Origin of the sequence: Modestobacter sp. VKM Ac-2984 (assembly GCF_026967985.1) — a bacterium.
Lineage (GTDB): Bacteria > Actinomycetota > Actinomycetes > Mycobacteriales > Geodermatophilaceae > Modestobacter.
In genome coordinates this window covers 281,178-307,169 of record NZ_JAPVBJ010000006.1, presented here as the reverse complement: position 1 = coordinate 307,169, position 25,992 = coordinate 281,178, and the positions used below count along the sequence as shown (strand labels likewise).

General features: G+C 69.6%; 22 protein-coding genes, 2 pseudogenes and 1 other annotated feature. Of the genes and pseudogenes, 13 read left to right on the top strand and 11 right to left on the bottom strand.

Annotated elements, in window-relative coordinates:
* Window positions 1-197: 197 nt before the first annotated feature.
* Window positions 198-1,385, bottom strand: a complete 1,188-nt coding sequence (locus O2W16_RS14660; RefSeq protein ID WP_269159552.1) for a glycosyltransferase — start codon at window positions 1,383-1,385, stop codon at window positions 198-200.
* A gap of 515 nt (window positions 1,386-1,900) precedes the next feature.
* On the opposite strand from O2W16_RS14660, the gene O2W16_RS14655 reads away from it, so the two are divergent.
* From O2W16_RS14655 to O2W16_RS14640, 4 genes are all read left to right on the top strand, one after another.
* On the top strand, window positions 1,901-2,611 hold the full coding sequence (locus O2W16_RS14655) for a hypothetical protein (protein WP_269159551.1): 711 nt from the start codon (window positions 1,901-1,903) through the stop codon (window positions 2,609-2,611).
* Window positions 2,612-2,645: 34 nt separating this feature from the next.
* Window positions 2,646-3,470, top strand: coding sequence for a glycosyltransferase (locus O2W16_RS14650; RefSeq protein WP_269159550.1), 825 nt, complete (start codon window positions 2,646-2,648; stop codon window positions 3,468-3,470).
* A gap of 76 nt (window positions 3,471-3,546) precedes the next feature.
* Window positions 3,547-4,527, top strand: coding sequence for a glycosyltransferase (locus tag O2W16_RS14645; RefSeq protein WP_269159549.1), 981 nt, complete (start codon window positions 3,547-3,549; stop codon window positions 4,525-4,527).
* Window positions 4,528-4,622: 95 nt separating this feature from the next.
* On the top strand, window positions 4,623-5,684 hold the full coding sequence (locus O2W16_RS14640; RefSeq protein WP_269159548.1) for a polysaccharide pyruvyl transferase family protein: 1,062 nt from the start codon (window positions 4,623-4,625) through the stop codon (window positions 5,682-5,684).
* Here the strand turns inward: O2W16_RS14640 and O2W16_RS14635 are convergent.
* Window positions 5,668-6,621, bottom strand: coding sequence for a glycosyltransferase family 2 protein (locus tag O2W16_RS14635; protein ID WP_269159547.1), 954 nt, complete (start codon window positions 6,619-6,621; stop codon window positions 5,668-5,670). The two genes, O2W16_RS14640 and O2W16_RS14635, sit on opposite strands and share 17 nt — an antisense overlap.
* Window positions 6,614-7,486 (bottom strand): glycosyltransferase, encoded by an 873-nt coding sequence (locus tag O2W16_RS14630; RefSeq protein ID WP_269159546.1) that lies wholly within the window; start codon window positions 7,484-7,486, stop codon window positions 6,614-6,616. The genes O2W16_RS14635 and O2W16_RS14630 overlap by 8 nt, the downstream gene beginning before the upstream one ends.
* 94 nt (window positions 7,487-7,580) lie before the next feature.
* Between O2W16_RS14630 and O2W16_RS14625 the strand changes: the two genes are divergently transcribed.
* Both O2W16_RS14625 and O2W16_RS14620 read left to right on the top strand, forming a co-directional pair.
* The gene (locus tag O2W16_RS14625; protein WP_269159545.1) at window positions 7,581-8,405 is read left to right on the top strand and encodes a hypothetical protein; all 825 of its coding nucleotides are present in this window, start codon (window positions 7,581-7,583) and stop codon (window positions 8,403-8,405) included.
* Window positions 8,406-8,455: 50 nt separating this feature from the next.
* Window positions 8,456-9,373, top strand: a pseudogene (locus O2W16_RS14620) (IS5 family transposase).
* Between the two features lie 31 nt (window positions 9,374-9,404).
* On the opposite strand, the gene O2W16_RS14615 reads toward O2W16_RS14620, so the two are convergent.
* The 5 genes from O2W16_RS14615 to O2W16_RS14600 all read right to left on the bottom strand — a co-directional run bounded on the left by O2W16_RS14615 (window position 9,405) and on the right by O2W16_RS14600 (window position 14,138).
* Window positions 9,405-10,643, bottom strand: coding sequence for an O-antigen ligase family protein (locus O2W16_RS14615; RefSeq protein WP_269159544.1), 1,239 nt, complete (start codon window positions 10,641-10,643; stop codon window positions 9,405-9,407).
* Between the two features lie 174 nt (window positions 10,644-10,817).
* The gene (locus tag O2W16_RS14610; protein WP_269159543.1) at window positions 10,818-11,165 is read right to left on the bottom strand and encodes an integrase core domain-containing protein; all 348 of its coding nucleotides are present in this window, start codon (window positions 11,163-11,165) and stop codon (window positions 10,818-10,820) included.
* Entirely contained in the window at window positions 11,056-11,586 is a 531-nt protein-coding gene (locus O2W16_RS21705; protein WP_442928917.1) for an IS3 family transposase, read from the bottom strand. Before O2W16_RS21705 ends, O2W16_RS14610 begins: the two co-directional genes overlap by 110 nt.
* Window positions 11,587-11,655: 69 nt before the next feature.
* Window positions 11,656-11,769: a sequence feature (AL1L pseudoknot), on the bottom strand.
* 270 nt (window positions 11,770-12,039) lie between these two features.
* A complete protein-coding gene (locus tag O2W16_RS14605; protein WP_269159542.1) occupies window positions 12,040-13,074 on the bottom strand; it encodes an acyltransferase family protein in 1,035 nt (344 codons plus the stop codon).
* Window positions 13,075-13,247: 173 nt separating this feature from the next.
* Window positions 13,248-14,138, bottom strand: coding sequence for a beta-1,6-N-acetylglucosaminyltransferase (locus O2W16_RS14600; protein ID WP_269159541.1), 891 nt, complete (start codon window positions 14,136-14,138; stop codon window positions 13,248-13,250).
* A 612-nt stretch (window positions 14,139-14,750) separates the two neighbouring features.
* On the opposite strand from O2W16_RS14600, the gene O2W16_RS14595 reads away from it, so the two are divergent.
* Window positions 14,751-15,821, top strand: a complete 1,071-nt coding sequence (locus O2W16_RS14595; RefSeq protein ID WP_269159540.1) for a hypothetical protein — start codon at window positions 14,751-14,753, stop codon at window positions 15,819-15,821.
* Here O2W16_RS14595 and O2W16_RS21700 read toward each other — a convergent pair.
* The 3 genes and pseudogenes from O2W16_RS21700 to O2W16_RS14585 all read right to left on the bottom strand — a co-directional run.
* Window positions 15,818-16,023 (bottom strand): annotated as a pseudogene (locus O2W16_RS21700) (IS3 family transposase); the annotation flags it as partial. The gene O2W16_RS14595 and the pseudogene O2W16_RS21700 overlap by 4 nt on opposite strands.
* Before the next feature lie 431 nt (window positions 16,024-16,454).
* Window positions 16,455-17,516 carry a hypothetical protein gene (locus O2W16_RS14590; protein ID WP_269159539.1) on the bottom strand — a complete coding sequence of 354 codons (1,062 nt, stop codon included), beginning with the start codon at window positions 17,514-17,516 and terminating at the stop codon, window positions 16,455-16,457.
* Between the two features lie 299 nt (window positions 17,517-17,815).
* Window positions 17,816-19,120, bottom strand: coding sequence for a hypothetical protein (locus tag O2W16_RS14585; protein ID WP_269159538.1), 1,305 nt, complete (start codon window positions 19,118-19,120; stop codon window positions 17,816-17,818).
* A gap of 732 nt (window positions 19,121-19,852) precedes the next feature.
* On the opposite strand from O2W16_RS14585, the gene O2W16_RS14580 reads away from it, so the two are divergent.
* The 6 genes from O2W16_RS14580 (at window position 19,853) to O2W16_RS14555 (ending at window position 25,976) form a co-directional block, all read left to right on the top strand.
* Complete coding sequence (locus O2W16_RS14580; protein WP_269159537.1) at window positions 19,853-20,719, top strand: alpha/beta hydrolase; 867 nt, start codon at window positions 19,853-19,855, stop codon at window positions 20,717-20,719.
* A 50-nt stretch (window positions 20,720-20,769) separates the two neighbouring features.
* The gene (locus O2W16_RS14575) at window positions 20,770-21,486 is read left to right on the top strand and encodes a YveK family protein (RefSeq protein WP_269159536.1); all 717 of its coding nucleotides are present in this window, start codon (window positions 20,770-20,772) and stop codon (window positions 21,484-21,486) included.
* Entirely contained in the window at window positions 21,486-22,979 is a 1,494-nt protein-coding gene (locus O2W16_RS14570) for a hypothetical protein (protein WP_269159535.1), read from the top strand. Before O2W16_RS14575 ends, O2W16_RS14570 begins: the two co-directional genes overlap by 1 nt.
* Window positions 22,980-23,052: 73 nt before the next feature.
* A complete protein-coding gene (locus O2W16_RS14565; RefSeq protein ID WP_269159534.1) occupies window positions 23,053-24,186 on the top strand; it encodes a sugar-transfer associated ATP-grasp domain-containing protein in 1,134 nt (377 codons plus the stop codon).
* Window positions 24,187-24,246: 60 nt separating this feature from the next.
* Window positions 24,247-24,987, top strand: coding sequence for a hypothetical protein (locus O2W16_RS14560; RefSeq protein ID WP_269159533.1), 741 nt, complete (start codon window positions 24,247-24,249; stop codon window positions 24,985-24,987).
* A complete protein-coding gene (locus tag O2W16_RS14555; RefSeq protein WP_269159532.1) occupies window positions 24,984-25,976 on the top strand; it encodes a sugar-transfer associated ATP-grasp domain-containing protein in 993 nt (330 codons plus the stop codon). Before O2W16_RS14560 ends, O2W16_RS14555 begins: the two co-directional genes overlap by 4 nt.
* The last annotated feature ends 16 nt before the right edge of the window (window positions 25,977-25,992 follow it).

Here is a 25,992-nt window from a genome sequence, read left to right as displayed (position 1 = left end):
CTCCGTCGGCCCACTCGGGCCCTCCCTCCTTGGCTGATGCCAAGTCTGGAGGTGTTCAGCCGACGGGGGTCACTTCAAACCGGCACGTCACCGATCGGATGCCCGCAAGGTCATCGTCGAACCGGGACCACCATGGGGGCGGAGGTTGCCTGCCCCGGCACTAGATCAGCCAGCTGGACGCCCAGCGTCCCGGCGCCTCAGGCTGACCGTTCCACGAGTAGGCGGATCAAGATTTCGTGTCGGGACCGCCAGGAGAGCTGCTGAACGAGACTGCTGCGATCGGCATCGCTCAACCGCTCGACCTTCATTGCAGCCTGTACCGCGGTGACGTAGTCACCCCCTGGTTCGACCCAAGTGACCCGTTGACTGTCTAGTGTCGACCCCGGCAGTCGGGTGGCCACCACGGGCGTTCCCGACGCCAAATACTCAAAGACCTTGAGCGGCGACATAGCCTGCGTCAACTCGGTACTGCGATGAGCCATCAGGCACACACCAGCATTCTGGGCTCTCGCGACGATCTCCGATCGACCTCGCGGACCCAACAGCTGCACACGCGGCAGGCCGACGAGGCTGGCGCGCACGCGTTCGTCGCGAACCGGGCCGGCGACGTCCACGTAGTAGCCGGCAGTTGCCAGGGCGGTCACTGCGTCGACGTCCAGGCGTGCGTCGACCGTCCCAGCGTAAAAGACGGTCTTACCAGAGGTTGATGTCTCTACCTGAAGTCGGCGCTCACCGAGCCACAGGTCGGGGTCAACGCCATTCGGTATCACGATTCCCGGCCCGGTTGGCGCAATCCTGTCAAGCAAGGTCTGGGAAACTGCGATCACTGTCATACCGCTCGCGGCAATGCGCCGATATGCCTCTAGGGTCTGTTGCCTGACGGGCGCATGGGACGGGATGGCGGATTCGTCGTCCTGTGCATAGAAGACCGTTTTAGACGGATCGGAACGCTCGACCAGAGCGGCATGCCAGAGGTTGAAGGTGACAGTCACGGGGGCGTGCAGTCGATGACGCGCCGACGCGATCGCGAGCTGCCGGTCGTACCACCGATAACGCCGCTCGAGGGAGCGGATTTCTGTGGGTGTACCCGAGTGAAGGCAGGCCGGCCGTACACCTCGGATTTTTCCCGACGCTGGTGCAGGCCGATCTCCTTTCAGACGCCGATAAACCTGGGACTTGAGCCCCCGGGGGTGATCGGCCACCAGCAAGCGCCGGATCGGACCGGCCGCCTCGATGCTCTTGATGGTCTGATCAGCCGTTGAGTAAAACCCCCGACGCACGGCGTCCGACCACGTGTCCGAGACCATGGCGAGCAGGACATCGATGCGAGATTGGTCGGCCGCGAAGCTGACCGACCGGTCACCCGACCCGCGGTCGTGAGTCACGCCGGGAGTGCCGGCGCAGACGGGACCCCACTGATGGGCGGGCGGCGCGGAACTTTCTCGTCAAAATTCGACGCCGTGGTCGCGAACGGCCACGAGCCTGGTGCGGACTCGCGGGATACGGCACTTGCAAAGAGCCTGCGCAGGGCTGGCTTCCCCTCCGCGTCTTCCGTCGATCGGTCGCTGTCCACGTGGCGAGCCTTCCCTATCGAGGCGCCGAGAGAAACACCCACTCGTGCGCAAAGACGTGACGAGGGCCGCACATGCTGCTTGCTAGCGCGCTACCGGGTGCAAGGTCCGTGTGCAAGGGTGGTGCCGTGGCCGGTGGACGCATCTCCGGACGGCGCCTTGTGGGTGTCAGCATGACGTTGTTGACAGGTGGAGCGCTGTTGACGGGATGCGGGGACACGAGCACCCGCCCGCAACAGCAGATCAAGATCGCGGAGACGACGCCTACTACTGGCCCCACGGACCGCCCGGGCCCAGGCAGCACAGGAGTCCCGTCTGGCATCCAACTCATGCCGACCGGCGATCTGGCGCTCAACACACCCGACGAAGTGGTCGAGGGTGTGTTGGTGCGTGGCTGCGTCACGGTCTCCGCCCCGCGCGTCACCATCAGGAACAGCGTGATCAGGTGCCAGCGCCCTGGGACGGACCGCGCCGTCGTAGGAGCCCCCGGGGCAGCGGGCTACGAGGGCCTCGTCATTGAGGACAGCGAGCTCGATGGAGGCGGGATAGTCGACATCGGGGTGGACGTGTCCGGAGTGACTCTCAGTCGGGTGAACATTCACCACTTCAACGACGGTGTGCGACTTGGGTCCAACATTCTGATCGAAGACAGCTGGGTGCACGACATGACTCGGATCGGTGATCTACACCCTGACGCCGTCCAAGGAATTTCAGCCGACAACGTGGTGATCCGCGGCAACACGCTCGATCCAACGAACACGGAGACCGGAGACCTGGGCAACGCGGCGATCCAGTTGGGCAGCGAGACCGGCACTCGAGTGAGCAGCGATGTAACCATCGAGGACAATTTCTTGGACGGCGGGAACTACGCACTCAACATCAGCGGCTCGATCACGGCAGAGGACTTCACGATTCAAGGCAACTCGTTCGGATCGGGAAGCCGGTACGGACCGATCGTCGCACCAATGACGGTGGCCATCGGCGAGGGGAACACCATGCTGGAAACGGGAAAGGAAGCAGTTGTCGACCCACCGCGGTGACCCAGCTCATGCGACGGCTGCAGGACTCGACGTCATGCTGGTGACGCACAACCGTGCGCGCTACACCAATCTCACCCTGCCCCGGCTGCTGGAGACGTGCCCCCCAGGCAGTCGCGTCTGGGTATGGCACAACGGGCCCGACCGCGACGTACTTCGCGTGATCGAGCAGCACCGCGACCATCCCCGCTTCCACAGGTTCCACCACTCGCCCGAGAACGTCGGGCTTCGGCAGGCACTCAATTGGCTCTGGACCGAGGCGGGGGGCGAATTTCTCTCCAAGGTCGACGACGACTCGCTGATGGAGTCGGGTTGGGTCGAGCACCTGATGGCCGCGCACCGCGCGTGGGCGGGCTTCGGGGTGCTGGGCAGTTGGCGGTTCCCCGCGGAGGACTGGGATGAGGCCCTGGCGACTCGAAAGATCACCGAGCTGCACGGTGTCCGCATCCTGCGGAATCACTGGGTTCAGGGCAGCGGTCACATGTTCCGGCGCTCGCTGGTCGCGGAACTCGGGGCCTTGGAGCCGGGGCAGAGCTTCCCAGCGTGGTGCCTTCGGGCGGCGCAGAAGGGCTACGTGAACGGCTGGCCCATGCCTTTGGTGCGCGAGGAGCACCTGGACGACCCTCGGCACCCGCTCACCGACTTCACCGACGAGGCCTCCTACCAGGCATCCCTGCCGCTGTCCGCTCAGCACACCCGCGCCACCACGCTCGCCGACTGGCTCGCACAGACCAAGAACGACGCCCTCGCCGTGCAGGGCGCCTCACTCGACCTGCGGCAGTACATCGGCTGGCGGCGCAAGCTCATCCACGCGCGCCGGCGAGTCCGCCGGATCGTCACGGGGAAGAACGCATGGACTTGACCCGGTGACCGTTCAACTGCTCTACGGGCCCTACGTCGACACGGAGTCTTGGACCCGTCGGCACGCGCGCGGCGAGGTGCCCGACGTCCTGCCCTACGGCCTCGACCGGCTTCGGGAGCACGGTCTCCCTGTCGTGACGACCGCGCCCTCGACCACCCCGCCCCTTCTGCGCGCGGGGCTGCGCAAAGCGGGTGACGGGATCGACTGGGCCGGCCGGGCGCGGCGGGCGCCGACTGCGAACGTGTTGCTCGCGTGGGACGAGCGCTCCGGGGTGCCAGCCGCTCTGGGCGTTGAAGTCCCGGCGGTCACCGGGGTCATCTGGGTCACCGACCGACCGCGTTGGCCGGTGGTGGAGCAGGCGATCGGGCGTGGGCTCCGCCGCGCCGCCCAGGTCTTCGTCCTGAGCTCGGCGCAGGTGAACCCTTTGACCACGCGCTACCGGCTCGATCCGCGTCGGACCACCCCGATCACCTTCGGTGTGGACACGGACTTCTTCACCGCTCCCCCGGACACCGAGGTCGACCGAGACCTCGTAGTGAGCATCGGCAACGACCGGGACCGGGACTTCGCTGGCGTGCTCGACGCATTTCGGAGGATCCGGGAACGACGGTCGAGCAGCCGGCTGACCATCGTCTCGGAGACGGTGTCGCCGACGCTGGTCGGGAATGCCCCCGGCGTCACGGTCATCCCCCGCCTCCCACACGTCGAGCTGCGCGCCCTCGTCGCCAGCGCGAGCCTCAGCCTCGTCGTCACGAGGCCGAACCTGCACGCCTCGGGCATGACCGCCGCGCTGGAGAGCACAGCACTCGGGCGACCGGCCGTCATCACGGCCACCCCCGGCATGCAGACCTACGCCCCGGCCGACGGCGGCGTCGAACTCGTCCCCCCAGGCGACGTCGAGGCTGCGGCATCGGCGTGCCTCGCCCTGCTGTCCGATCGAGAGACAGCAGACGGACAGGGCGAGGCCGGACGAACGACGGTCCTCACGGGCTACAGCACGGCGACGCAGGCTGCGCAGCTGGCTACGCTCGCGCGGTCAGCTCTCTCCGGAGCCTGAGCACGAGCCACGCCGCCGGAACACCCCCGCGCGTCGACGACCATCTCAACTGAGCCCGAGGAGAGTTCATCATGCGACACCGGATACCCAGCGGCATGACCGACGCAGACAGCCAGGTCCTGCGAGACCTGCGTGCGCAGACGATCACCACACTCCAGTCGACCGTCGGCCAGTGCCTGGACCGGGTATCTCTCATCGACTTCCCCAACCACGTCAACTTCGGCGACTCGCTCATCTGGCGTGGCACCGTCGACCTTCTACGGGGCATCGGCACCGACATCGTGTACCGCAGCGACATGTGGCGCTGTGACTTCGACGTGCTCGCCGCCCAGCCGAGCACGATGCCGATCCTGATGCAAGGCGGCGGGAACTACGGCGACTTGTGGCCGGGATACCAGGCCTTCCGCGAGCGGGTGGTCGAACGATTCCCGGAACGGCCTATCGTCCAGCTCTCCCAAAGCGTTTGGTTCGGCGACCCGGCCGCCGCGGCGCGCTGCAACGCGGTGATGGGGCGGCACCCCGATTACACGCTGCTCGTTCGGGACGACGAGTCACTGGCCCGGGCGCAGGAGCAGCTGCCCGACCTTAAAGTCGTCCTCTGCCCCGACATGGCGCTGGGCACCGACATCCGCGCCCGGCTGCCCGAGCCCACGACGGATCTGGTGGTTCTCGCGCGCGACGACCGGGAGTCGTCCTTCGACATGAAGGCGACGCCGCTGATGCCTTCCTCCACCGTTACCGACTGGCACCTGACGCGCGCGCACCAGGTGATGTGGCAGCTCACCGGGGTGCCCGGCGCGCTCTACTACCGCGGTGGTTCTCGCGTGCGCCGCGGGGTGAGCCCTGCGCTGCAGCTCTCCTATGCGGCGCGCGCATCGATGAACGTCCGTGCCGCGGGGCGCATCCTGGCCGCCGGCAGGGTGGTCATCACCGACCGTCTCCACGCCCACGTCATGTGCGTCCTGCTCGGTATCCCTCACGTGATGCTGGACAACTCCTACGGCAAGGTCACCGCCCTGTACGACAGCTATACCCATCGGTTCAGCACCGTGCACACCGCGCCGACCGTCACGGAGGCGGCAGAGCTGGCCCAGGAGCTGCTTGCCAGCCGCCCGGCGGCCCCTCCGTCGGCGAGCCAGCTCAGGGCTGCGGGATGAGAGCCGCACCCTCGACCGGCGGAAAGCCGTCGGCCCACTCGGCACGCCGGCCCCAGGCGACGGCCCAGCCGGTCTGCGGCCGACGCCTGGCCCAGTCGAGGGTGGCCCGCAGCGCAACCCCGCCGACGAGCAACTGCCGCGCCACCGGCCGCCGCCAGCCTGCGAAGTTCTTACGGATGTAGGTCATCCGGCCCGCCAGCAGGAGCGTGGTCTTGGCGCCCGAGGACGCCGATGACGAGCCCCACACGTGCGTCGCGACGCTGCAAGGTTCGAACCACACGCGGCGGCCAGCTCGGAGCACCCGCAGGCAGAGGTCGGCGTCCTCGGCGTACATGAAGAAGTTGGGGTCGAAACCACCGAGCTCGTTCCAGAGGTCGCGCGGCACGGCCATGAGGCAGCCGGTGATCACCGGCACGTCCCGCACCGAGTCGCGGCGCCAGTCACCCAGCGACTCTGGGTCAAGGTACCGGTTGCCGGCGAACACGGTGCTCAGCAGGGTCGCGAAGCAGAAGTAGCTCCACACCGAGGGGGCCGCCCAGCACGACTTCGGGTCGGTCCGCCCTTCAGGGTCGATCGTCCGGCCGCCCACGACCCCGCACCTCGGCTCGGCGTCGGCGGCACGGACGAGGGCGTCGATCGCCCCGGACTCCAGCACGGCGTCGGGGTTCACGAGGACGATGTACCGCCCCTTGGCCCGCGCGGCGCCGAGGTTGCAACCCCGCCCGAAGCCCACGTTGTCGCCCACATCGACCACCTGCTCCGCCGGCAGGTACTCACGCAGGAGGGGCACCAGCGAGGGGCTCGATGCGTTGTCAAGGGCCACCACCTCGTGCGACACCTTGGGAGCACGCTCGCCGGTCAACGCCTCCAGACACTCCCGAACCTTGTCCGGGGCGTTGTACGTCACGATGACGATGCTGGCTGCGAGCTCAGGCACGAGTCGGGTCCGCCTTTCGGGAGGAGTCGTCGCGGCCCCAGCCAATGGCGGAGCGGCGCCCCGTCTTCGCCCACGACCGAGCCGCGATGGTGACGAACAGGAACATGGCGACGTCGCCCCACTGCCGCGGGTCCTTCAGCAGGCCGGTGACGTAGCGGAGGGACGCGCCGCCGGAACTCCCCTCGAGCTGGGGCAGTTGGGAGTCGAGCCCGTGACCGCCGGACCGGGTTCGTCGTCCCCGACGCAGGAGCGCGCGGACGGTACGAGCCGGCGCGACGATGAAGTGTCCGTCGGTGGTCAGCCGTTCGGTGGGCAGGAAGGTGCGTCGCACGTACTCGTCGTCGTTGACGACCGAGGGCCACGGCGCGAGCCGGCGGTGACCGGCCTCATTGACGGCATAGACACCCGACCCCACGTAGCCGGGACCGAACACGGGCAGGCCCTGCCAGACCCGATAGTAGGCCCGTGCCGGCCGGGAGCAGCCGGTCAGGTCCAGGTGCATCGCCGGCGCCGCCGTCCGTGGCTCCTCGCTGGCCAGGCCGTCGCGGAGGGCTCGGGCGGCCTCGGTCGACAGCACCACGTCGGCGTCGAGGTAGATGCGGGGGAAGACCACGAGCGCCTCGTCCGCTGCTCGCAGCGCGCCCACCTTGCCAGCCGCGGGCAGGTCGAGGCACCGGACCATGGGTGCCGAGCGGCCGACCCGGGCTACCGTGTCGTCCAGGCACCCGTTGGCGGCGACGACCACGTCCCACTCACCGGGCTCCGCGCCAGCCAGGAGCGAGGACAGACACCTCTCGATGACAGCGGCCTCGTTGTGCGCCGGGATGACGACCGATGCACTCGGCCGGACGGAGGGGACTGTCACAGCCAAGACCTTGCCATGAACAGTGGGATGTGGGGACGTGTCCCGGCACACTGGGGCCTCGCCTCGACCTTCTCAGCCGAATCGGAGCTCACGCTTGGACATCTCATCGGTGGCCGCCGCCGTCCTGCGGCGCTGGTACGTCTTCCTGTTAGTGGCCGGCTTGGCGGCGGTCGTAGCGGTGGGCAGCTACCGGGACGCCCGCCCCGTCTACACGTCGACGACCGTGATGACCGTCCTGCCGAGCCAGGATCTGGTGCGGGTACGGGGGGAGGTGAATGCCGGCGAGTCCAGCCTGGGCAATCCTTTCGGCATCAGCGCCAACACCGTCCTCGCCGCTCTGCTTGCCGACCAGATCAACACCGGGGGCATCGTTCTGCCCCCGGAGGCCGGCGATGCCACGCTCGCCGTGTCGGCCAGCGGTCAGGACCTGCGCCAGTTCTTCACCGTGCAGGCCGTAGCCAGCACCTCCGCCGGGGCGATCGCCGCCCTGACCGCTGCGGCTGAGCAGAGCCCTCAGGTGCTTGCCGCTATCCAGGTCGCCGCCGGGTCACCCACGGACCAGCTCTACACCGCTCAGCAGACGCGTCTGCCCACGGCACCGCTCGCCGAGTATCCGGACCGTTCGCGGCTCGTCCTGGGCACGATGCTGGCTGGCCTTCTCCTCGCGACTCTGCTGTCCGTCGTGGTCGACTCGGTCGTCCTGGCCCGTCGCCGACGGTCGACCAAGCGGAAGACGGCACCCCTCCCCTCCCGCACGACGCCGTTGGATGGCCCTGATGCGGGCAGCGACGACGAACCGGGCAGCGACGGGTACGGCCGACACCATCCGCTGGAGTCCGTGCTTCCCTCCTACGCCGAGGTGCCCGCCCGTGACCAGCCGGAGCCACCAGACGCTGGAGGCGGGACCCGCACTCTCTGAGGGGGCCGGGTACACCTAGGGCGTGTCTCCCCCCAAGTGGGCGGGGTCCGGTGCGGGATCTTGAACGGGTGGGCACTCGTGCTGAGCTGAGCGATGGGCAGTGGGCGGTGATCGAACCGTTGATGCCGCAGGTGACCGGGCGGTCGAGGCCGTACCGGGATCACCGGCAGGTGGTCGAGGGCATCGTGCACCGCTATCGGTGCGGGGTCGCCTGGCGTGATCTTCCCGAGCGGTTCGGGCCGTGGCAGACGGTGTGGAAGCGGCACGCCCGGTTCTCCCGGGATGGCACCTGGGACAAGGTGCTGGCCGCAGTCATCGCCTCCGCGGACGCCGCCGGTGACGTCGAGTGGGCGGTGTCGGTGGACTCCACGGTCAACCGCGCGCACCAGCACGCCACCAATCTGCCGCGAGCTGAGATCTCCGCGGGGGTATCGGCGAACTACATGAAACAGATACTCGGGCCCTGCACCGAGCCGCCTGACCACGGCATCGGCCGCTCCCGCGGCGGCCTGTCGACCAAGGTCCACCACGCCGTCGACGGTCGCGGCCGGCCATTGTCGATCCTGATCGGCGCCGGCCAGGCCGGTGACGCGCCGGCTTGCCTGCCGCTGCTGGCCGGCATCCGAGTGGCTCGCCCGGGACCAGGCCGACCCCGGACCCGACCGACTGCATTACTGGCCGACCGGGCCTACTCCTCCAAAACCATCCGAGCGCACCTGCGCTCCCGCGGGATCACCGCAGTCATTCCCGAGCCCCGCGACCAGCAGGGCCACCGCGCCCACCGCGGCAGCAGAGGCGGCCGGCCGGTCAACTACGACCGCGAGCTCTACAAGAAGCGCAACGTCGTCGAAGGCTCATTCGCCCTGCTCAAGCAGTGACGCGGACTGGCCACCCGCTACGACAAGCACGCACTCATCTACCGCGGCGCCGTCGTTCTGGCCGCCATCCTTGCCTGGACCCGCACTTGAGAGACATGCCCTAGGCCGCTGAGCCGAACGATCAGGTCAGGTGGGGGCCTGTGTGTGATCGCACACCGATCAGCGCGATCAGCGCGAAGATCAGGAACGTGACCTGCTGGAAGGAGAGCAGGTCGAAGGTCCCAGCCGCTAGAGCAGCGCCGGCGACGGCTGCCCCGATCGCGCCATGCAGGCTGCGCTCAGCGGGAGTGACGGCCGGCCGGCGGGCAGCAGACATGGCCATCAGCACCCCGCCCCCGAACAGGAGCGCCAGGGTCGCGACCCCGAAGATCCCGGAGCCGACGAGCGTGAGCAGCCACTGGTTGTCGGTCACCGTCGCGATCTGTCGCACGTCGACCGGGGCGCCCCCCAACCAGGGGGCCTGCTCGAAGCGGGCAAAGAGCAGCGGATAGTCGTCGAGCCGACCGGTGATGCTGTTGTCCTCCTCCGCGCCGATGATGCTCTGGGCGAACGTCGACACAACCGCCGGCGCCACCACCATCGCCGAGGTGAGCGCTACCCCAACCGCCAGCAGCAGACCGACACGCTGGCTGCCACGGAGGTAGGCACCGTAGACGAGGAGCGCGACAACGAGGGTGAGCAGGCCAGCACGGGAGACGCCGAAGGGGAAGCCCAAGAGAATCGTTCCGCAGCCAACCCCCGCCCACAACCGCGAGCGGCGGACCCGAGCGTGTAACAGCAAGTGAATCGCAAGAGGCAACATCATTGCGAGGATCACGGCGTACTCAATTGGGTGCGTCGCCGTTCCCGACACTCTGGCCAAGTCGCCCCGCGAGGTGATGGCACCCTTCTCGACAACGGCTGCGGTGATCGGCGTCAAGAAGTATGGCGCCAGTCGATCTATGACATTGAGTCCCTGCAGGATGCCGATCACAGCCGAAAAGGCCGCACCACCGACGAGCAGTCCCGCCAGCACGTGCGCCTGGCGCACCGAGCGCACGACCATCGTGCACAACAGCGCCAACCCCACCGCCGACGTGGTGAGCAACAACGCACGATTGAGAGTGGCAATCCCACCGGCGCCCACGCCGTGACGGAAGGAGAGCCCCCAGCTGAACAGGTGAAGGGCCAGGTAGCCGACCAGGAGTGCGGCCGCGGGTCGGACGGTGCGCGTCTCCTTCCAGCGGAGGACCGCAGCAAGTACGAGGAAGAAGGACAGCAGCCCGACCAACCGGACGAACGACCCGTTGGACTTCAATGGACCGACGATGGCGATGGCCGCGGGGACGACAAGCAGCACCCCGTACCCGACCGCCAACACCACCCGAGCCTGGTGTCCGGCTTCTCGCTCTGTCGATCCAACGACCTCAACGGCCTGCGCCGCGGAACTGCTCGTACGGGGTGTGGGTTGCACCCGCTCATGCTCGCAGCTCGCGGCCAGCACGCCCAGGACAGTGGCGAGTGAGATTCCAGGCGCCCTGCCCCGCCCCGGAGGTCAGTGGAGGCTCGGAACGGACGCGGTGACGGTAGTCGTCGCGGTGTTGTGCGGGTAGCAGCTGTCCTCACGCTCGGCCGGTGGGATCGGGGCGTTCTCGCCGGGCAGGCGTCGGTGGTTGAACCAGTCGATGTGCTCGGCGGTGGCAATATCGAGGTCCTCGATGCCCTTCCACGGGCCCTTACTGACGATCAGCTCGGCCTTGAACAGCGAGTTGAACGCCTCGGCCAGGGCGTTGTCATACGAGTTCCCGGTGGACCCGACCGAGGCGACTGCGCCAGCTCTGGCGAGCCGTGGGCTGTGGCGCACGGCGACGTCCTGGACGCCCTTGTCCGAGTGGTGGATCATCCCGCCGAGGTCCGGCCCGCCGGCGGGTCCAGATCCCCATTTCCACGGCGTCCAGGGTGAGATCGGTGCGCAGTGACTTCGGCAGCTGCCAGCCGATCACCCGGCGGGAGTAAACGTCGGTGACGAAGGCGGCGTAGGCCCAGCCGGTCAACGTCCGGCAGTAGGTGATTTCGGCGACCCACAGGTGGTTTGGGCAGGTCGCGGTGAACGCGCGTCCGACCAGGTCCGGGCGCAGGTCAGGACTCAATCCCTGGATCGTGGTCCGTGGCCCCTTCGCCCGACTCAGACCCCGCAGCCCGGCGGCGCGCATCAGTCGCTCCACCGTGCAGCGGGCCACCGGGTGGCCTTGGCGGCGCAGCTGTGCGTGGACCTTCCGCGCGCCGTAGACGCCGAAGTTCTCCCCGTGCATCTGCTCAATCACCGCGGCCGTGGCCGCGTCGGTGACCGACCGCGCCGAGGGCGGCCGGCTGTGATGAGCGCAGTAGGTGCTCGGGGCGATCTACAGCTCAGCGCAGACCGGCTTGACCCCGCGCTCGTCCGGGTGGGCGTCGATGAACTCGACGATCACCGCTGTGGGCAGGCGAGCCCCACCGCGAAGGGAGCCGGCGCGCTCTTCAGGATTGCGTTAGCTCGGCGGAGTTCCCACTTCGCGCTCCAGCTGCCATGACGTCTGCTGCAGCAAGACCGGCGGCGGCATCGGGCTGGCCAGGGGCGCTCATCCCGATGCGAGAGACCCCCTGATAGCCCGCCAGCCCCTCGACCGGACCCTACGCATCGTCCCCACCTCCGACCAGCGCCTGTGGCGTCAGGCCGGCTCGACGTCACCGACGTTAGGCGGCATCTTGCAGATGGAACACCGTCACCTCGCCGTCAGCTACACAGCGGGTGCCTTTGTCTTCGGCGTCAAGGCGGGGGGCAACGCGAACAGGAATCTCGCGCCCGAGGCCCGAAGACCGCTGGCCAATAGCAGGGAGACAGCCGTAACCACGATCATCAAAGCGGGTACCAGCGCTACGGCCACTGCCCCGGTGAAGTCGCCGACGGTCGCGCTGATCAGTGCGGTAATTCCACCGAGGATCATGACGTGTGGGAGGTAGATGTCGATGGTGCGCTGCCCCAGGTAACGCAGAGGGCGTCCCACCAGACGCCCCGAGACCGCCACGGCTAGTGCTACGCCAGCACTAACCGCAAGGAGGGAGAGGGCGAGCCACACGCCGGGCACGCTCTGCAGATCAAACGCACTGACTGCGACTGTGGCGGCGAGGTACAGGGCCACGGCGACCGAGACACGGAATGTGCTCAGGCGGCTGGCGACGCGCTCGATAGGACCACGGCATCGACAACCCAGCAGGAAGAACAGCAGGTAGAGCGCCATGGCGTTCCACGCGTAGTTCGTCAGGTGCAGGGCACCGACCGCCGCCAGCACCGACATCGCACTCGCCCCCGCCAACTGGACCCACACCGGCACCCGCCAGATCGCCCACGTGACGGCGGAGAAGACGGCCAGTGCGTAGATGAACCACAAGCCGGTCTCGGGCAACACGAGCGCCGCCAAGAGGTCAACCGGGTGGCTGCCCTCATCCGGGGCGGTCACGTTGTTCACCACCGCGAAGAAGACGAATCGGATGACCACCCACAGGACGTATAGGTAGGCGAAGAAGAGCACCCGCTTTCGCCACACCAGGGACCAGCTGCCCGCCAGCGTCCTTCCTGCGAATAACCCGGACGCCAGGAAGAACAGGGGCATCCGAAAGGTGGCCAGCGTGTCGTTGAGGCGAACCACCGACTCGGGTAGCCAGTGGTAGCCATCCATGAACAGGACCGCGTGGTGGGCCACCACCAAAAGGATCGCCACCCCCTTGGCGATGTCGACCCATTCCACCCGCTGCTGTGTCTGCCCCCGCGTCACCGCGGCAGCCTGGCACGGGTCTGCGCGGGTCCGGTAGGCCCTGCCATGTGTGACGTTAGAGGCACCTGACAGGTAGTCCCGGCCCAGGGCGACGCGGCCGCTGGCTGTGCGGGCCGGGTGGTGCCACGGCTGCGCGACGACGAGGCGATTCTCCTGCGACCTCCAGCGGTTCGTCACCGCCGGGCGTGCAGCGCGTCCAGCCGGTCGAGCGCCTCGGGCGCCCGCCCGTCGTCGAACTTGCGAGCGAACAACTTGCCGGTTGCGAGCATGGCCGAAAGGTCGTCCGCCCGGAGCACCCTCGGGTGTTCGCGCTCCCAGGCGATCCAGTGCAGGTCATCCTGGACGACAGTCGACCGGTGCGGTGATCCGTCGATCACCATGTGCACGGCGTTCTCGTCCGGGATCTGCACGTGCCGGAAGAAGCGGACCGCGCGCGGGTGGCTGTCGAGGTAGTCCAGGACGTATTGCGCCGCGTCACGGTGCAGCGCGAACCACTGGGAGCCCTGGCAGGGACGCAGGCCCGAGGGCATCCGCCGCATCGGCCACCACGGGACGAACTTGTTGGGGAGCGCCAGGAACCGGTCCCCGACCCGTATGTGGAAGCGCGCCAGCCGCTCCAGCTTTCCGTTCCAGTACCACTGCGCGTTGCCAGTGCGGTCCATCCCGTCCGGTCCCCGCTCGGTCGCGTAGAACAGGTACGAGCGCCCGGCGGCCGTGGAGAAGAACTCGTCGATCTCGGCCGTGGACCTCAGGGGATAGTCCTGGCCGCTGAGCAGGACCACGTGGCTCGCCGCGGGCGCGGCTTGGAGAGCGGTCCGGACGCACCTCAGGGTCGCGTCGACCAGGCTGTAGTCACCCCACTTGCAGGGCACGCTCTCTCGATGCGGCATCAGGTGCACCTGATCCGCCCGCCTGAGTTGCTGGACGGCCTGACGGAAGGGCTCATGGTCCTGACGGCGGTCGACGTGCACGACGACGGTGTCGCCGGTCTCGGTCAAGCGACCGGCCAGCCGCGCGACCTGCTGCGGCCCCCGGTGCGCAAGCACCACGAACGCGACGCTCATGCGCCGGGCATGACTTGACCGACGACGGCGTTGGCCCTCAGATCACGAGCACTCGAGGTCACGCCCCGACCCTGCCATGACGCCGGACCGCCGGCACACCCCCGACCGAGGGTGCTTCCTCACGCCGGGCGCATCGCTGCTGTGGGCCGTCGCCTGCCAGGCGAACACCTGCGCATAGGGGACTGCTGCAGCTTCCCCCGAGACCCGGTGCGGGCGCTGCGGTCCGGCCCCCGGGCCGCCGCGAGTGTCTCGCAGCCCTCTCACCGCCCCACCGAACGCCCAGTGGAAAAGAGGAGAGGGCGGTACTGGGTGCAGCGGTGCCGCGCGGCTGCCGGCAAGAGCATCCGGTGGCGCTCAGCAAGCCTCATCTTGTATGAATAGCCACCTTCAGTCGTCAGTGAGGTGAACCCTTGGTCAACTTATATTTGGCCACGTTCGCGCACTCTTTCCATGCGCCGCCCGACGCGGCCACCCAGTGCGCCTTCACTGTCACGCGGTGCAGTCGCGGGGTCCAGGTGTCGAGGTACAGACATGGAGGCTGACAGGTTCACTGAACCGGCTTTGAGGCCCGGAGAGCACGATGTTGGACTGGGGGGCCGCTGGGCTGGGGCGTTGCTCTCCGGCCCGTGGGTCGGAGCTGCGGTTCTGCTGACGGCTGCCGCGCTCTACCGGCCGCTGTACTACGCCTTCGTGAAGGAGGATCGGGTCCTCGAGTGGCTACAGTTCTTCCTCTTCGCCGCAGCAGCCGGCTACGGCCTCCTCGCCGCACGGCGCTACAGATCCTCAGACAAGCTGGCCAGTGCACTGTTCCTGACCTACGGGCTAGCTCTTGTCTTTGTTGCCGGCGAGGAAATCTCGTGGGGGCAACGGGTCCTCCACATTACGACACCCGCCTCGCTTGAGTCCGCGAACAGGCAGAATGAGCTGAATCTCCACAACATCGCCAGTGGGGTGCCAGTAGAGCAGGCCTTCATCTGGGCCCAATTGGTGATCGGTCTGCTCGGTGCGAGCCTCTGCGCTAGCTCCTGGCTGACGCGACGCCATCCCCGTGGACGTTTCACGCATCTGGCCCTCCCGACGCCCGAACTCTTCTCCACCTTCGCGGTGCTGTTCGCCTTCCGACTCACTCGGGAGCTCTACCAAGACGATCAGAACGAGGTGTACTGGCGATTCGCCGAATGGCCGGAGACCTGTTTTGCACTGGCCTTGTTCACGCATGCCTTCCTGGCCGCTCGTCGAGCCCGAAACGAGGCACGCGTGGAGGCCGAATGTGCTGGGTCCGCTCTCACCAACGTGCGCGATCCACAAGGAAGAGTGGCGTCCGCCCAAAGTTCCGGTGAAATCGTCTGCTCCACCGAGAACCGTGCTCAACCCCGAGAGGAACAGCCCTGCCACGGTCGCTCACGCGTGCGAGAACAGCACGGCGGCGGCTGTGCCCGGCATCCGGGCTTCGGTGCCCACCTGCTCAGCGCCGAGAAGAAAGAGATCGGCGATAGCTACAGCGATCACTGGCTGCGTAAGAGTGGCCCCCATCATGAGTCGCCCACAAGCGACCTTGTGCAGCGACGCGGGTTCGTTGAGGCCGAAGACGAGCGCACACGAAGCGACGGACACCCCGGGGAACCGACACCGTCCGGTGCTCGCGCCAGCTGCGAGGGCGCGGAGCAGCCCAGCCAGGATTAACCGCCTCGGGTCTGGTGGAGGTGCTGGGGTGACCCGGGATCTGTGGAGTCAGGTCTCTTTGTTTCGATCTCTATCGGCGTGAGCCATCTCAGGGCGCTGTGTCGGCGTCGTCGGTTATGCCAGACCTCGAGGTACTCGAACATCCCGTTCGCCAGCTCATTCGGGTGTCCCAATGCTTCCGGTCCAGCAATTCGACCTGCATTCACGACCAGAAGGGACTACATGTCCCCGGGTGGGTGCCTGCCCTGGCGCATATCTGCCCCACACGCGCCCGCAGTCGGCGCAGCGGTGGCGGAGGACGGAAATCAGCAGGGTCGTGGGCCGTCCGGGCCGCGCCCCGCACTTCGGCCGACGTGTCACCGCGTCCCGGGCCGTGCCCCCGTCATTTGTGATGAGCTGCTTGAGCCACATGGCTTGCGTGTGCTCGGCTACCGGGTCAGCGCCGCGTTACGGCTTCCAGTAGAGCTGAGCAGAATCCGCGGGTTCTTCGGGACGACGTTTCGCTGCGGCTAAATTCATCAACAGCTCCTCTGGATGACCAACGGGCAGAGCGACGGGGCCCTACCCGACGTCCCCCTGGGACGCCGCACCGAAGTCGGAATCCCCCTGTCCCAACGCACTTGCTGCGGGTCCTCAGCGGTAGCCGGGCGAGGTGTAACGCTGCCCCACCGAGCCGGCCGGGACGAAGTCGCCCGAGGACGGGCGCCCCTGTCGCACGCTGCCGGAGATCGAGCTGTCCTTCGGCCAGGTGGCGACACCGTTGGCGACCTTCGCCGCGCACTGCTTGTGGGTCACCGACGGCCACACGCTTTGCCCGAAGGGCCGGCCGGGTCGGGGAGAGACGTAGACGCCGTCCAGGGCCAGCGGGTAGTCGTCGTTGCAGTCGGTCCAGATGTAATAGCCGCCCTTGTCCACCGTGCCGTCGTTGGTACCGACGATGTTGGTGTTCCGGATCGTGCCGCGGCCGATCGGGCCGGTGTTCTCGAAGACGTGCAGGCCCTGGAAGTTCGACGAGCCGGTCAGCCGGTCGATGCGGTACTCCCGCAACCCACCCCAGGGCTGGAACACGTCGGAGTGGTTCCCGCGGGCGCCGCCGCGCAGGCCGTTGACCCGCACGTTCTGGATCTGCAGGATCGCCTTCGGCGCATTGGCGGCGATACCGTCGGTCTGCGCGCCGCTCACGGCGCCGTCGATGTTGACGCCTTCGATGTGCACGGTGCCGGTGCAGTTGCGCACGTAGATGGCCCGCTGGTCGTGGCCGTTCACCTTCGCCGAGGGCAGCGCCCGGATGCTGCCGCCGATGATGACGGCGTTGCGACAGTCCGCGATCATGATCGGGCCGACCGCCCGGTCGGTGGGCAGCTTGATCAGCACGTCGCCGCCGCGACCGCTGACCGTGGTCATCGACGTCGTCGCCGTCACCTTCTTGACGGGGTAGTTGGCGTACCCGGCGGGCGGCGCCCAGCTGAGCTTGGGGCGGCTGGTCGCGGCGGCCAGCTCGAGCTGCGGCGATGCGAGGGCCACACCAGGCGCGGACGCCTGGGGCGCGGCGGCATCGGTGACGGTCGTCGTCACCGGCACGAGGCAGCCGACGGCGATGGCGAGCGCCACCCAGCGGCTGCGGCCACCACCCGTGATCGCGCGGCGCGTGGCCGAGGCGGGCTTTTGTGAGGAGACGAAACGGGAGCGAGGCACGCGGGGCAAGGTAGCAGTGTGATTACGTCACACCGCACTACTTGTGGAACCGCACGGTCCGGTGATATGACGCCACTCCAAGTGACCGTGCACCCACCGAACGAATGGGCCTACCGCACGCGTTGGGTCGACTGCCTCGACAGCGTTCACCAGGAGTTCATCTGGGGCGCACGACCGGCGGGCCGTGCACCCAACGACGAGTGCCTCGCCCCCGGGGTCCCGGGGACGAGGCACTCGGTGCCGCCTGTAGCCGGCACGAGATCGGTCGCTGAGCGCGACGGGCGGGGTCTGACCAGAGGTCAGCGGTAGCCGGGCGAGTTGTAGTTCTGGCCGACCGAGCCGGCCGGGACGAAGTCACCCGAGGACGGGCGACCCTCCCGCACGCTGCCGGTGATCGAGCTGTCCTTCGGCCAGGTCGCGACACCGTTGGCGACGGTCGCCGCGCACTGCTTGTGGGTCACCGAGGGCCAGACGCTCTGACCGAAGGGACGACCGGGCCGGGGTGCGACGTAGACGCCGTCCAGGGCCACCGGGTAGTCGTCGTTGCAGTCGGTCCAGATGTAATAGCCACCCTTGTCCACCGGGGCGTCGTTGTGCCCGAAGATGTTGGTGTTCCGGATCGTGCCGGCGCCGATCGGCCCGGTGTTCTCGAAGATGTGCAGGCCCTGGAAGTTCGACGAGCCGGTGAGCCGGTCGATGCGGTACTCCCGCAGCCCGCCCCAGGGCTGGAAGACGTCGGCGTGGTTCCCGGTGCTCATGCCGCGCAGGCCGTCGACCCGCACGTTCTGGATCTGCAGGATCGCCTTGGGCGCGTTGGCGGCGATGCCATCGGTCTGCGCACCGTTCACGGCGCCGTTGATGTGCACACCCTCGATGTGCACGGTGCCGGTGCAGTTGCGCACGTAGATGGCCCGCTGGTCGTGGCCGTTGACCTTGGAGGAGGGGAGCGCCTTGATGCTGCCGCCGATGAGGACTGCGTTGCGGCAGTCCGCGATCGTGATCGGGCCGACCGCACGGTCGGTGGGCAGCTTGATCAGCACGTCACCGCCGCGACCGCTCACCGTCGTCAGCGAGTCGGTCGCCGTCACGTTGGTGACGGGGAAGTTGGTGTAGCCGGCGGGCGGCGCCCAGCTGAGCGCGGCGCCGCTGGCCGCAGGCGCGGAAGCCGATGCGGCGACCTGCTCGACCTGTGCGGGCGCCGGAGCAGGTGCGGCGGCCGGAGCGGGCTTGGGGGCCGGAGCAGGTGCCGGGGCGGGGGCAGGGGCGGGAGCAGGGGTGGATGCCTCGGCCGCCAGGCGGTCGGCCCGGGCGGCTGCCGAGGCGCTGGCCCGTGCGCTGCCGGCCGGCTGCGTGGCCGTGCTGTCGGTGGTGGCCTCAGCCGTGGCGGGCGCCTCGGCGGGCTGGACCGGCGCAGGGGCCGGGGCCGGTGCGGCGGTGTCAGCGGCGGGCACTGGTTCGGCGGCGTCGGTGACGGTGGTCGTCACCGGCACGAGGCAGCCGGCGGCGAGGGCGAGCGCGAGCCAGCGGCTGCGGCCGCCACCCATGATCGCGCGGCACGTGGCCGAGGCGGACTTTCGTGTGGAGACGAAACGGGAGCGAGGCACGCAGCGGAACGTAGCAGCGTGATTACGTCACGCAACAGCCTTGTGAAACCACTGAGTCCGGTGATACGAGAGTGACGCTAGGTCACCACGCACCGCACTGCCCGGACGGACCTGACGCACGTGTGGATCGACGGCCTCGACAGCTACATCGGCAGTTCCTCGGGCGAACCGCACCGGCCGGCAGCGAGTTGCCGGCTCCCATCGATCCCGCCGCCGAGAGTCGTCCCGGACCAGCACGTCCGGGTCCTGCACCACCACGACGAGGACGCCGGCGGGCGACACCCGAACCGGTGACAGCGGTACCGCATCGCGCACGCGCGCCGACTAAACTCACGACTCGCCATGACACGTGACTCGACCAGTGAGGACGCGCACCAGTTGCTGTGAGCGATCACTTCCCGCCGCCTGGTGAGTCCCGTCACTCGGGTTCCCTGATCAGCCCGGCGCTCCCCTCTCCCCCGCCCTCAGCCGGCGGGAGGTCGTGACAGCGATCACGGTCACCACCCTGCCCCGGGCGCTAAGTTCACGGGGTTGCCATCCGCCGGATCCCCGGCGACGGCACGATGACGGAGCGCAGCCGCGCTGCACTGATGAGCCGATGGCCTCGACGAGACCCGGCCCCGCCCGTGCCCGAGCACTGGGGCCCTCGTCCGTCGCCGCCCAACGGATTCGAGAACCCCGATGCATGTGACCAGTCCCGCCACGTCGCGCTCCGGCGTCCCCCGTGCAGCCATGGGGCTGACCGCACTGCTCGTCACGCTGACCGCCTGCTCCTCCTCGTCCGAGCCGACGGCCCGGCTCGATCCCGGTCCGGACAACGTCGCGGTGGAGGAGGGGCTCACCTACTGGTCCGACGACCAGTCCGAGCTGAAGCTCGATGCCTGCCTCCCCACCGACGCCGAGGGACCGCTCCCGGCCGTGCTGATCGTGCACGGCGGCGGCTTCACCGAAGGCGCGCGCGACAGCACCGGGCTGCGCACCCTGTGCGAGCTGACCGCCGAGCAGGGCGCAGCCGCCTTCTCGATCGACTACCGGCTCGCCCCGGAGTTCACCTATCCCGCCCAGGTCGACGACCTCGCCAACGCGGTGCAGTGGCTGCGCGAGCCCGCCCAGGTGGAGCAGTTCGGGATCGACCCGGCGCGGATCGGCGCCATCGGCAGCTCGGCCGGCGCGATCATCGCGCAGAGCCTGGCCACGCGTGGCGAGGGCCCGCTGGACACCGGTGAACGGCTGGGCGCGGTGGCGTCCCTGAGCGGCGTCTCCGTGCTGTCCCCCGAGGGCCTCGAACTGGGTCAGCCCAGCGAGGACGCCGCCGACCTGGTGCTGAACTACCTCGGCTGCACCTCGGTGACCGACTGCCCGCAGTCGGTGCCGGCCTCCCCCATCACCGGGGTGGACCCGTCCGACCCCCCGATGCTGCTGGTCAACGGCACCGACGAACTGGTGCCGGAAGAACAGGCCGAAGCACTGGCGGCAGCACTGGCGGACGCCGGCGTCCCGGCGGAGCTGCTGATCGTCGACGAACCCGACCACGGGATCACGCTGCTCAACAGCGACGTGCGGCGCGCGGTCCTGACCTTCCTCGAGGAGCAGCTGTGATCGGCGCGCCTGACTCCCGCACATCGGCACCACCCGAGAGGACCACTGACATGACCATCGACACCGCGGCGCCTCCGCTCCCCCGCTATCGGCACGAGGCCCCGGACTCCATGCAGCTGCGCGACGTGCTGCGGGTGATCCGCCGGAGCTGGTTGGTCATCGTGGCCGCCGTCGTCGCCGGGCTCCTGGCCGGCTGGCTCGTCACCGTCTTCCTCCCGGATCGGTACGAGACCGAGACGAAGATCCTGGTCGACCCGGTCGTCTCCGTCCCGGTCGGCGTGGACGGCGCCGCCGTCGCCGGCGCTGCCGGGGCTGCCGCCGAGAACCTGTCCCAGGCATCGGCGCTCGTCGCCGACCGGGTGGAGACCTACGCGGCCCTGGCCCAGACCCCGGCCGTGCTCGACCCCGCCATCGACGCCATCGACGCGGACGTCGCCTCCACCGACCTCGTGGACAACGTCACCGCCGAGGTCATCCCCCGGACGTCGATCATCAACATCACCGTCGAGGCCGGCACGCCGACGAACGCGGCCGAGCTCGCCAACGCGATCGCCGCCAGCCTGATCACCCAGATCGAGGGCGAGGACACCGTCGCCAACCCGATCAACGTGACCGGGACCGTGGTGGAGGCGCCGGAGATCCCCGACGAGCTGGCGTCACCGCTGCTCCTGCTCAACCTGCTCATCGGTCTCGCGGTCGGCCTCCTCGTGGCCTTCCTGGTGATCGTGGTCCGGCAGGCGCTCGCCACGGGGACCCGGGGACGCTGATGTCGGCGCCGCCGACGACCGGCGCGACCCGCGTCCGGTCCGGTCCGGGCTCGCCTCCCGGGCCCGCCTGGGTGGTCGCTGCCGCCGTCCTGGCCTTCGTGGTGGGCGCCCTGGCCTGGGTCGAGCTGGCCCTGCCGATCGTCCTGCTCGGCGGCGTCACGGCCGTGGCGATCGCCGCCTTCCGGCCGAAGCTCTTCGCGCTGCTGGCGCTGGTCGTCATCATCCTGTCGGCGCCCATCCAGAACGTGCTCGGGCAACTGGGCACCTACGCCGACGAGGGCGTCATCGCCCTCGCCGTCGTCACCCTCACCACCCGGCGCCTGGTCACCGAGGGGCGCCTGGTCTGGCTGCCGGGGACCGGCTGGTTCGTCGGCTACCTCATCGCGGGGCTGCTCAGCGCCGCGCTGGCCGACGTCCCCGCCGGGCTCGGCATCCCCGCGGCCTTCATCGCCGTCAAGGGCATCCTCTTCGCCTTCGCGCTGGCGCAGCTGCACTGGACCCGGGACGACCTGGCCCTGCTGATCCGCCTCGGCATCACCGCGATCGTGCTGATGGGCTTCAGCGCAGTGCTGAACCTCGCGTTCCCGGCGGCCTGGGCGGAGTTCACCACCGGGCGCCCGCCGATCAGCTACATCGGCCCGTTCCCGGCGATCAACGGCGCCTTCCAGCACCCGGCCGCCTTCAGCCGGTTCTGCGGGGTGCTCGCCGTCGGCGCGCTCGTCTACGGCCTGGTGGTCCGCCGGTCCGTCGCCAACACGGTCCTGGTGCTCGTCTCCGGCGGCCTGGCCTTCCTGACCTTCCAGGTCAAGTCGATCGTGGGGCTGCTGGCCACGCTGGCCGCGGTCGGCGCCCGCTTCCTCCGGCCGGTCGGGGTCGCCGCACTCCTCGCCATCGGTCCGCTGGTGGCGCTCGTCACCGTGCCTCCGCTGGCCGCGCTCATCGGTGGCGACATCGAGATCTACCTGACCCAGGACTCCGCCCGGTCCCTGCTCACGGCGGGTGGGATCACCGTGGCGGCGCAGTACTTCCCGCTCGGCGCGGGGTTCGGCCGGTACGCCAGCTCGTCGGCCGCGGAGGACTACAGCCCCCTCTACTACGCCCTGGGCTTCCCCGGCCGCTACGGCCTGGGTCCCGGGCCGGACTCCGGTCAGTTCCTCAACGACTCCCAGTGGCCGGCGATCTACGGCGAGGCCGGCTGGTTCGGCGCCTTCTTCTTCGCGGCCGGGCTCGCCTGCATGCTGGTCGCCCTGCTCCGGCGGGTCTCCGCCCGCGAGGACGTCCTGGTCCGCTGGATCCGGATCACCGGGGTCGGGTGGCTGATCCTGCTGCTGGTGGAGTCCGCGGTGGCGCCGGTGTTCGTGTCGTCCCCGTCGTTCCCCTTCGTCTTCGCGGCCGCCGGCGTCATCGCCTCCCTCCGGGTCGACGCACGGGACACCGCCCGCGCCGACCGGCCCGAACGAGTGGTCGCGGGGCAGCAACCCGTCCTCCCATGATCGTTTTCGGGCACAATGCCGTGGCCGGTGGAAACCCCGGCGACGTCCTGAGCCCATCGGTGGGAGGAGCAGCGTGACCCTGACCTGGCTGCAGCGCAGCAAGCTGGTGTGGCTGTGGGGGTTCCGCCCCGCCGACATCCCGGCCTACGGGTTCGACGGCCGGCGCCCGACCACCGACGCCGGCCGGTACCTCGGCAGCGACTGGAACCGCCGGTTCGTGCAGGACGTCGTCAACGACCCCCGCAACCACGTGCTGACCGAGCACAAGTGGGTCTTCTACCGCTTCGCCGACGGCTTCGGGCTGCCCGTGCCGCCGACCATCGGGTTCTTCGACAGCGTCCAGGGCGTCAGCTGGGACGGTCAGCGCCCGATGCGCACCGTGCCGCAGGTGCTCGCCGAGCTGGACCGGGAACGGCCCTCCGGGCTGGTGGTGAAGCCGGCCGGCGGCGGGCAGGGCGCGCAGATCGTCATCCTCGACCGGATCGACCACGCGACCGGCACGGCAACCACCCGCACCGGGGAGGAGACCAGCCTCGAGCAGGTCCTCGCGGCGCTCGACCCGGGCGGTGAGCGCGGGGTCAGCGGCTACGTCCTGCAGCACGCGGTGCGCAACCACCCCGAGCTCGAGCCGCTCGCCCCCACCACGACCAACACCTGCCGCGTCCTGACCACCGTCGCCGAGGACGGGACGTCGCACGTGCACGGGGCGAGCATCCGCCTCGGCCGGCGCGGGGGCATGATCGACAACTGGGGGTCCGGCGGGGTCAGCATCCCGATCGACGTGACCACCGGCGTGATGGGCCCGGGGATCCTCAAGGGCGCGCCGGGCGACCTGACCGACCACCCCGACACCGGCGAGCGGTTCGCCGGCCGGCAGCTGCCCCTGTGGCAGGAGACCACGGAGCTGTGCCGCCGCGCCGCCGTCCTCTTCCCCGGGCTGCGCTTCCTCGGCTGGGACGTCGTGATCGGTCCGGACGGCCCCGTGCTGCTGGAGGGCAACGTGCACTGGAGCCTGCGCGGCTCCCAGATGCTGGCCGCCGAGGGCTGGCTCGCCGACCCGGACACCCGGGAGCGGCTCGAGGGCCTCGGGGTGCCGCTGCCCACCGGCCGGGTGTCCCGGCAGGTCGCCGTCGGGATGCTCGCCCGGGGCCAGGACCGCGCCCGCCGGGTGGTCCGGCGCAGCGGGCGCGCCCTCACCCCCCGATGACCCCGCGGCCGGCTGCAGCGCAGCCGGCCGGTGACCCCTGGAACGAACGAGAGGACGGCGATGAGCGCCGCTGAGGACCGCACCCCCATCCGACTGCTGTGGACCGGAGGCTGGGACTCCTCCTTCCGGCTGATGCAGGCGCTGCTCGTCGAGCACCGGCCGGTGCAGCCGGTCTACGTGGTCAACCCCGAGCGCCGCAGCACGCTGCTGGAGCTCAGCACCATGGCCCGGATGCGCGAGCAGCTGCTGCCCCGGCTCGACGACCCGGCGATGCTGGCCCCCACCGAGCTGCACCTGCGCTGGGACTTCCCGCCGTCGGCGGAGCTCCAGGAGCTCAACGCCTCGATCCTGCGCAACGGCACCTGGATCGGCAGCCAGTACGTCTACCTCGCCGGGGTCGCCGAGGCGCTGGGCTGGTCGGACGTGGAGATCTGCATGCAGGCCCACGACGACGGCCCCACCGCGCTGCACCGCCTGGTCTTCACCGACGACCGCGGCACGCTCAGCAGCGCACCCGAGGCGCAGATGTTCCGGTTCTGGTCCTTCCCCGTCCTCCGGACGACGAAGGGCGAGATGGCCGCGATCGCCCGCGAGCACGGCTTCCTGGACCTGCTGTCGCAGCGGTGGTTCTGCCACGACCCGCTGGGCGACCTCCCCTGCGGTCAGTGCCGGCCCTGCCAGCTGACCAACCGGGAGGGGATCACCTTCGCTCCCCCGCCCCTGGTCCTCGGTCGCAAGCTGGCCCGCACCCCGCGCCGGTTCGCCCGGGCCGCCCGGCGCCGGGTCCGGAGCGCCGGATGACCAGCCGGGCGACGCTGCTGCGCACCATGGCGCGCCTGGAGCGGCGCCAGTACGTCGGCCGCCTGCACCCGTCGATGTGGCGGCGGGGCTTCCTCTCCAACCGCTGGTACGCCTACCCCGGCATCCAGGACCCCGCCGTCCCGTTCATCAGCGACGCCGCGGTCGAGGCCCGGCTGCGCCGGCTGAACCACCCGGCCGGCGCCCGGCTGCTGGAGGACAAGAACGTCTTCGCCGACGCCGTGGTCGCCCGGGGCCTCGCGGGGTCCGCCCCCGAGGTCTACGGCGTCGGGCTCCGCGGCGTGCTGCACGGCCGGTCCGCCGCCGCGCTGGAGCGGATGCGGGCCGCGGCCGGCGTCGTCCTCAAGCCCCTCGACGGCGCCGGAGGGCGCGGGGTCCGCATCGTCGAGGGCGAGCGGGTCGAGAGCCTGGTCGCCGACGAGCCGGGAGCCGCCGTGCTCGTGCAGGAGCGGCTGGAGCAGCACCCGGACCTCCGGGCGGTCCACCCGGGCTCACTGAACACCCTGCGGGCGCTGGCCATCCGGCTGCCGGACGGCGACCCGGTGGTCGCCGCGGCCGTCCACCGGTGGGGAACCGCGGCCAGCGGCGCCGTCGACAACGTCAGCTCCGGCGGCCTGTGCAGCGCCGTCGACCTCGGGTCCGGGCGGCTCGGCCCGGCCGTGGGACGTCCCCGGGGGCGCGGCCGCCCCTCCCACGACCGGCACCCCGACACCGGGGCGCCGATCGCCGGGGAGACCGTGCCGCACTGGGGCGAGGTGCTCGACCTGGTCGGGGAGCTCATGGCGGCCTTCCCGGAGGTCACGCACGTCGGCTGGGACGTCTGCGTCACCGATCGCGGCCCGCTGGTCCTCGAGGGGAACGCCGGCGTCCCGAACCTGAACGTGTTCCAGTTCCACGGGTCCTTCCTGGCCGACCCGCGTGTCCGGAGCTTCTACATCGACCACGGCCTGCTGGACCGCCGGCACGCCTGAGCACCGGCGGCCCCAG

Bases quoted from the DNA above. Each gene is read 5' to 3' on its own strand.
- O2W16_RS14580 (WP_269159537.1), top strand. From the start codon at position 19,853: ATGGGGCTGACCGCACTGCTCGTCACGCTGACCGCCTGCTCCTCCTCG.
- O2W16_RS14650 (WP_269159550.1), top strand. From the start codon at position 2,646: ATGCTGGTGACGCACAACCGTGCGCGCTACACCAATCTCACCCTGCCC.
- O2W16_RS14555 (WP_269159532.1), top strand. From the start codon at position 24,984: ATGACCAGCCGGGCGACGCTGCTGCGCACCATGGCGCGCCTGGAGCGG.
- O2W16_RS14640 (WP_269159548.1), top strand. From the start codon at position 4,623: ATGACCGACGCAGACAGCCAGGTCCTGCGAGACCTGCGTGCGCAGACG.
- O2W16_RS14610 (WP_269159543.1), bottom strand. From the start codon at position 11,165: ATGATCCACCACTCGGACAAGGGCGTCCAGGACGTCGCCGTGCGCCAC.
- O2W16_RS14575 (WP_269159536.1), top strand. From the start codon at position 20,770: ATGACCATCGACACCGCGGCGCCTCCGCTCCCCCGCTATCGGCACGAG.
- O2W16_RS14600 (WP_269159541.1), bottom strand. From the start codon at position 14,138: ATGAGCGTCGCGTTCGTGGTGCTTGCGCACCGGGGGCCGCAGCAGGTC.
- O2W16_RS14560 (WP_269159533.1), top strand. From the start codon at position 24,247: ATGAGCGCCGCTGAGGACCGCACCCCCATCCGACTGCTGTGGACCGGA.
- O2W16_RS14655 (WP_269159551.1), top strand. From the start codon at position 1,901: ATGCCGACCGGCGATCTGGCGCTCAACACACCCGACGAAGTGGTCGAG.
- O2W16_RS14570 (WP_269159535.1), top strand. From the start codon at position 21,486: ATGTCGGCGCCGCCGACGACCGGCGCGACCCGCGTCCGGTCCGGTCCG.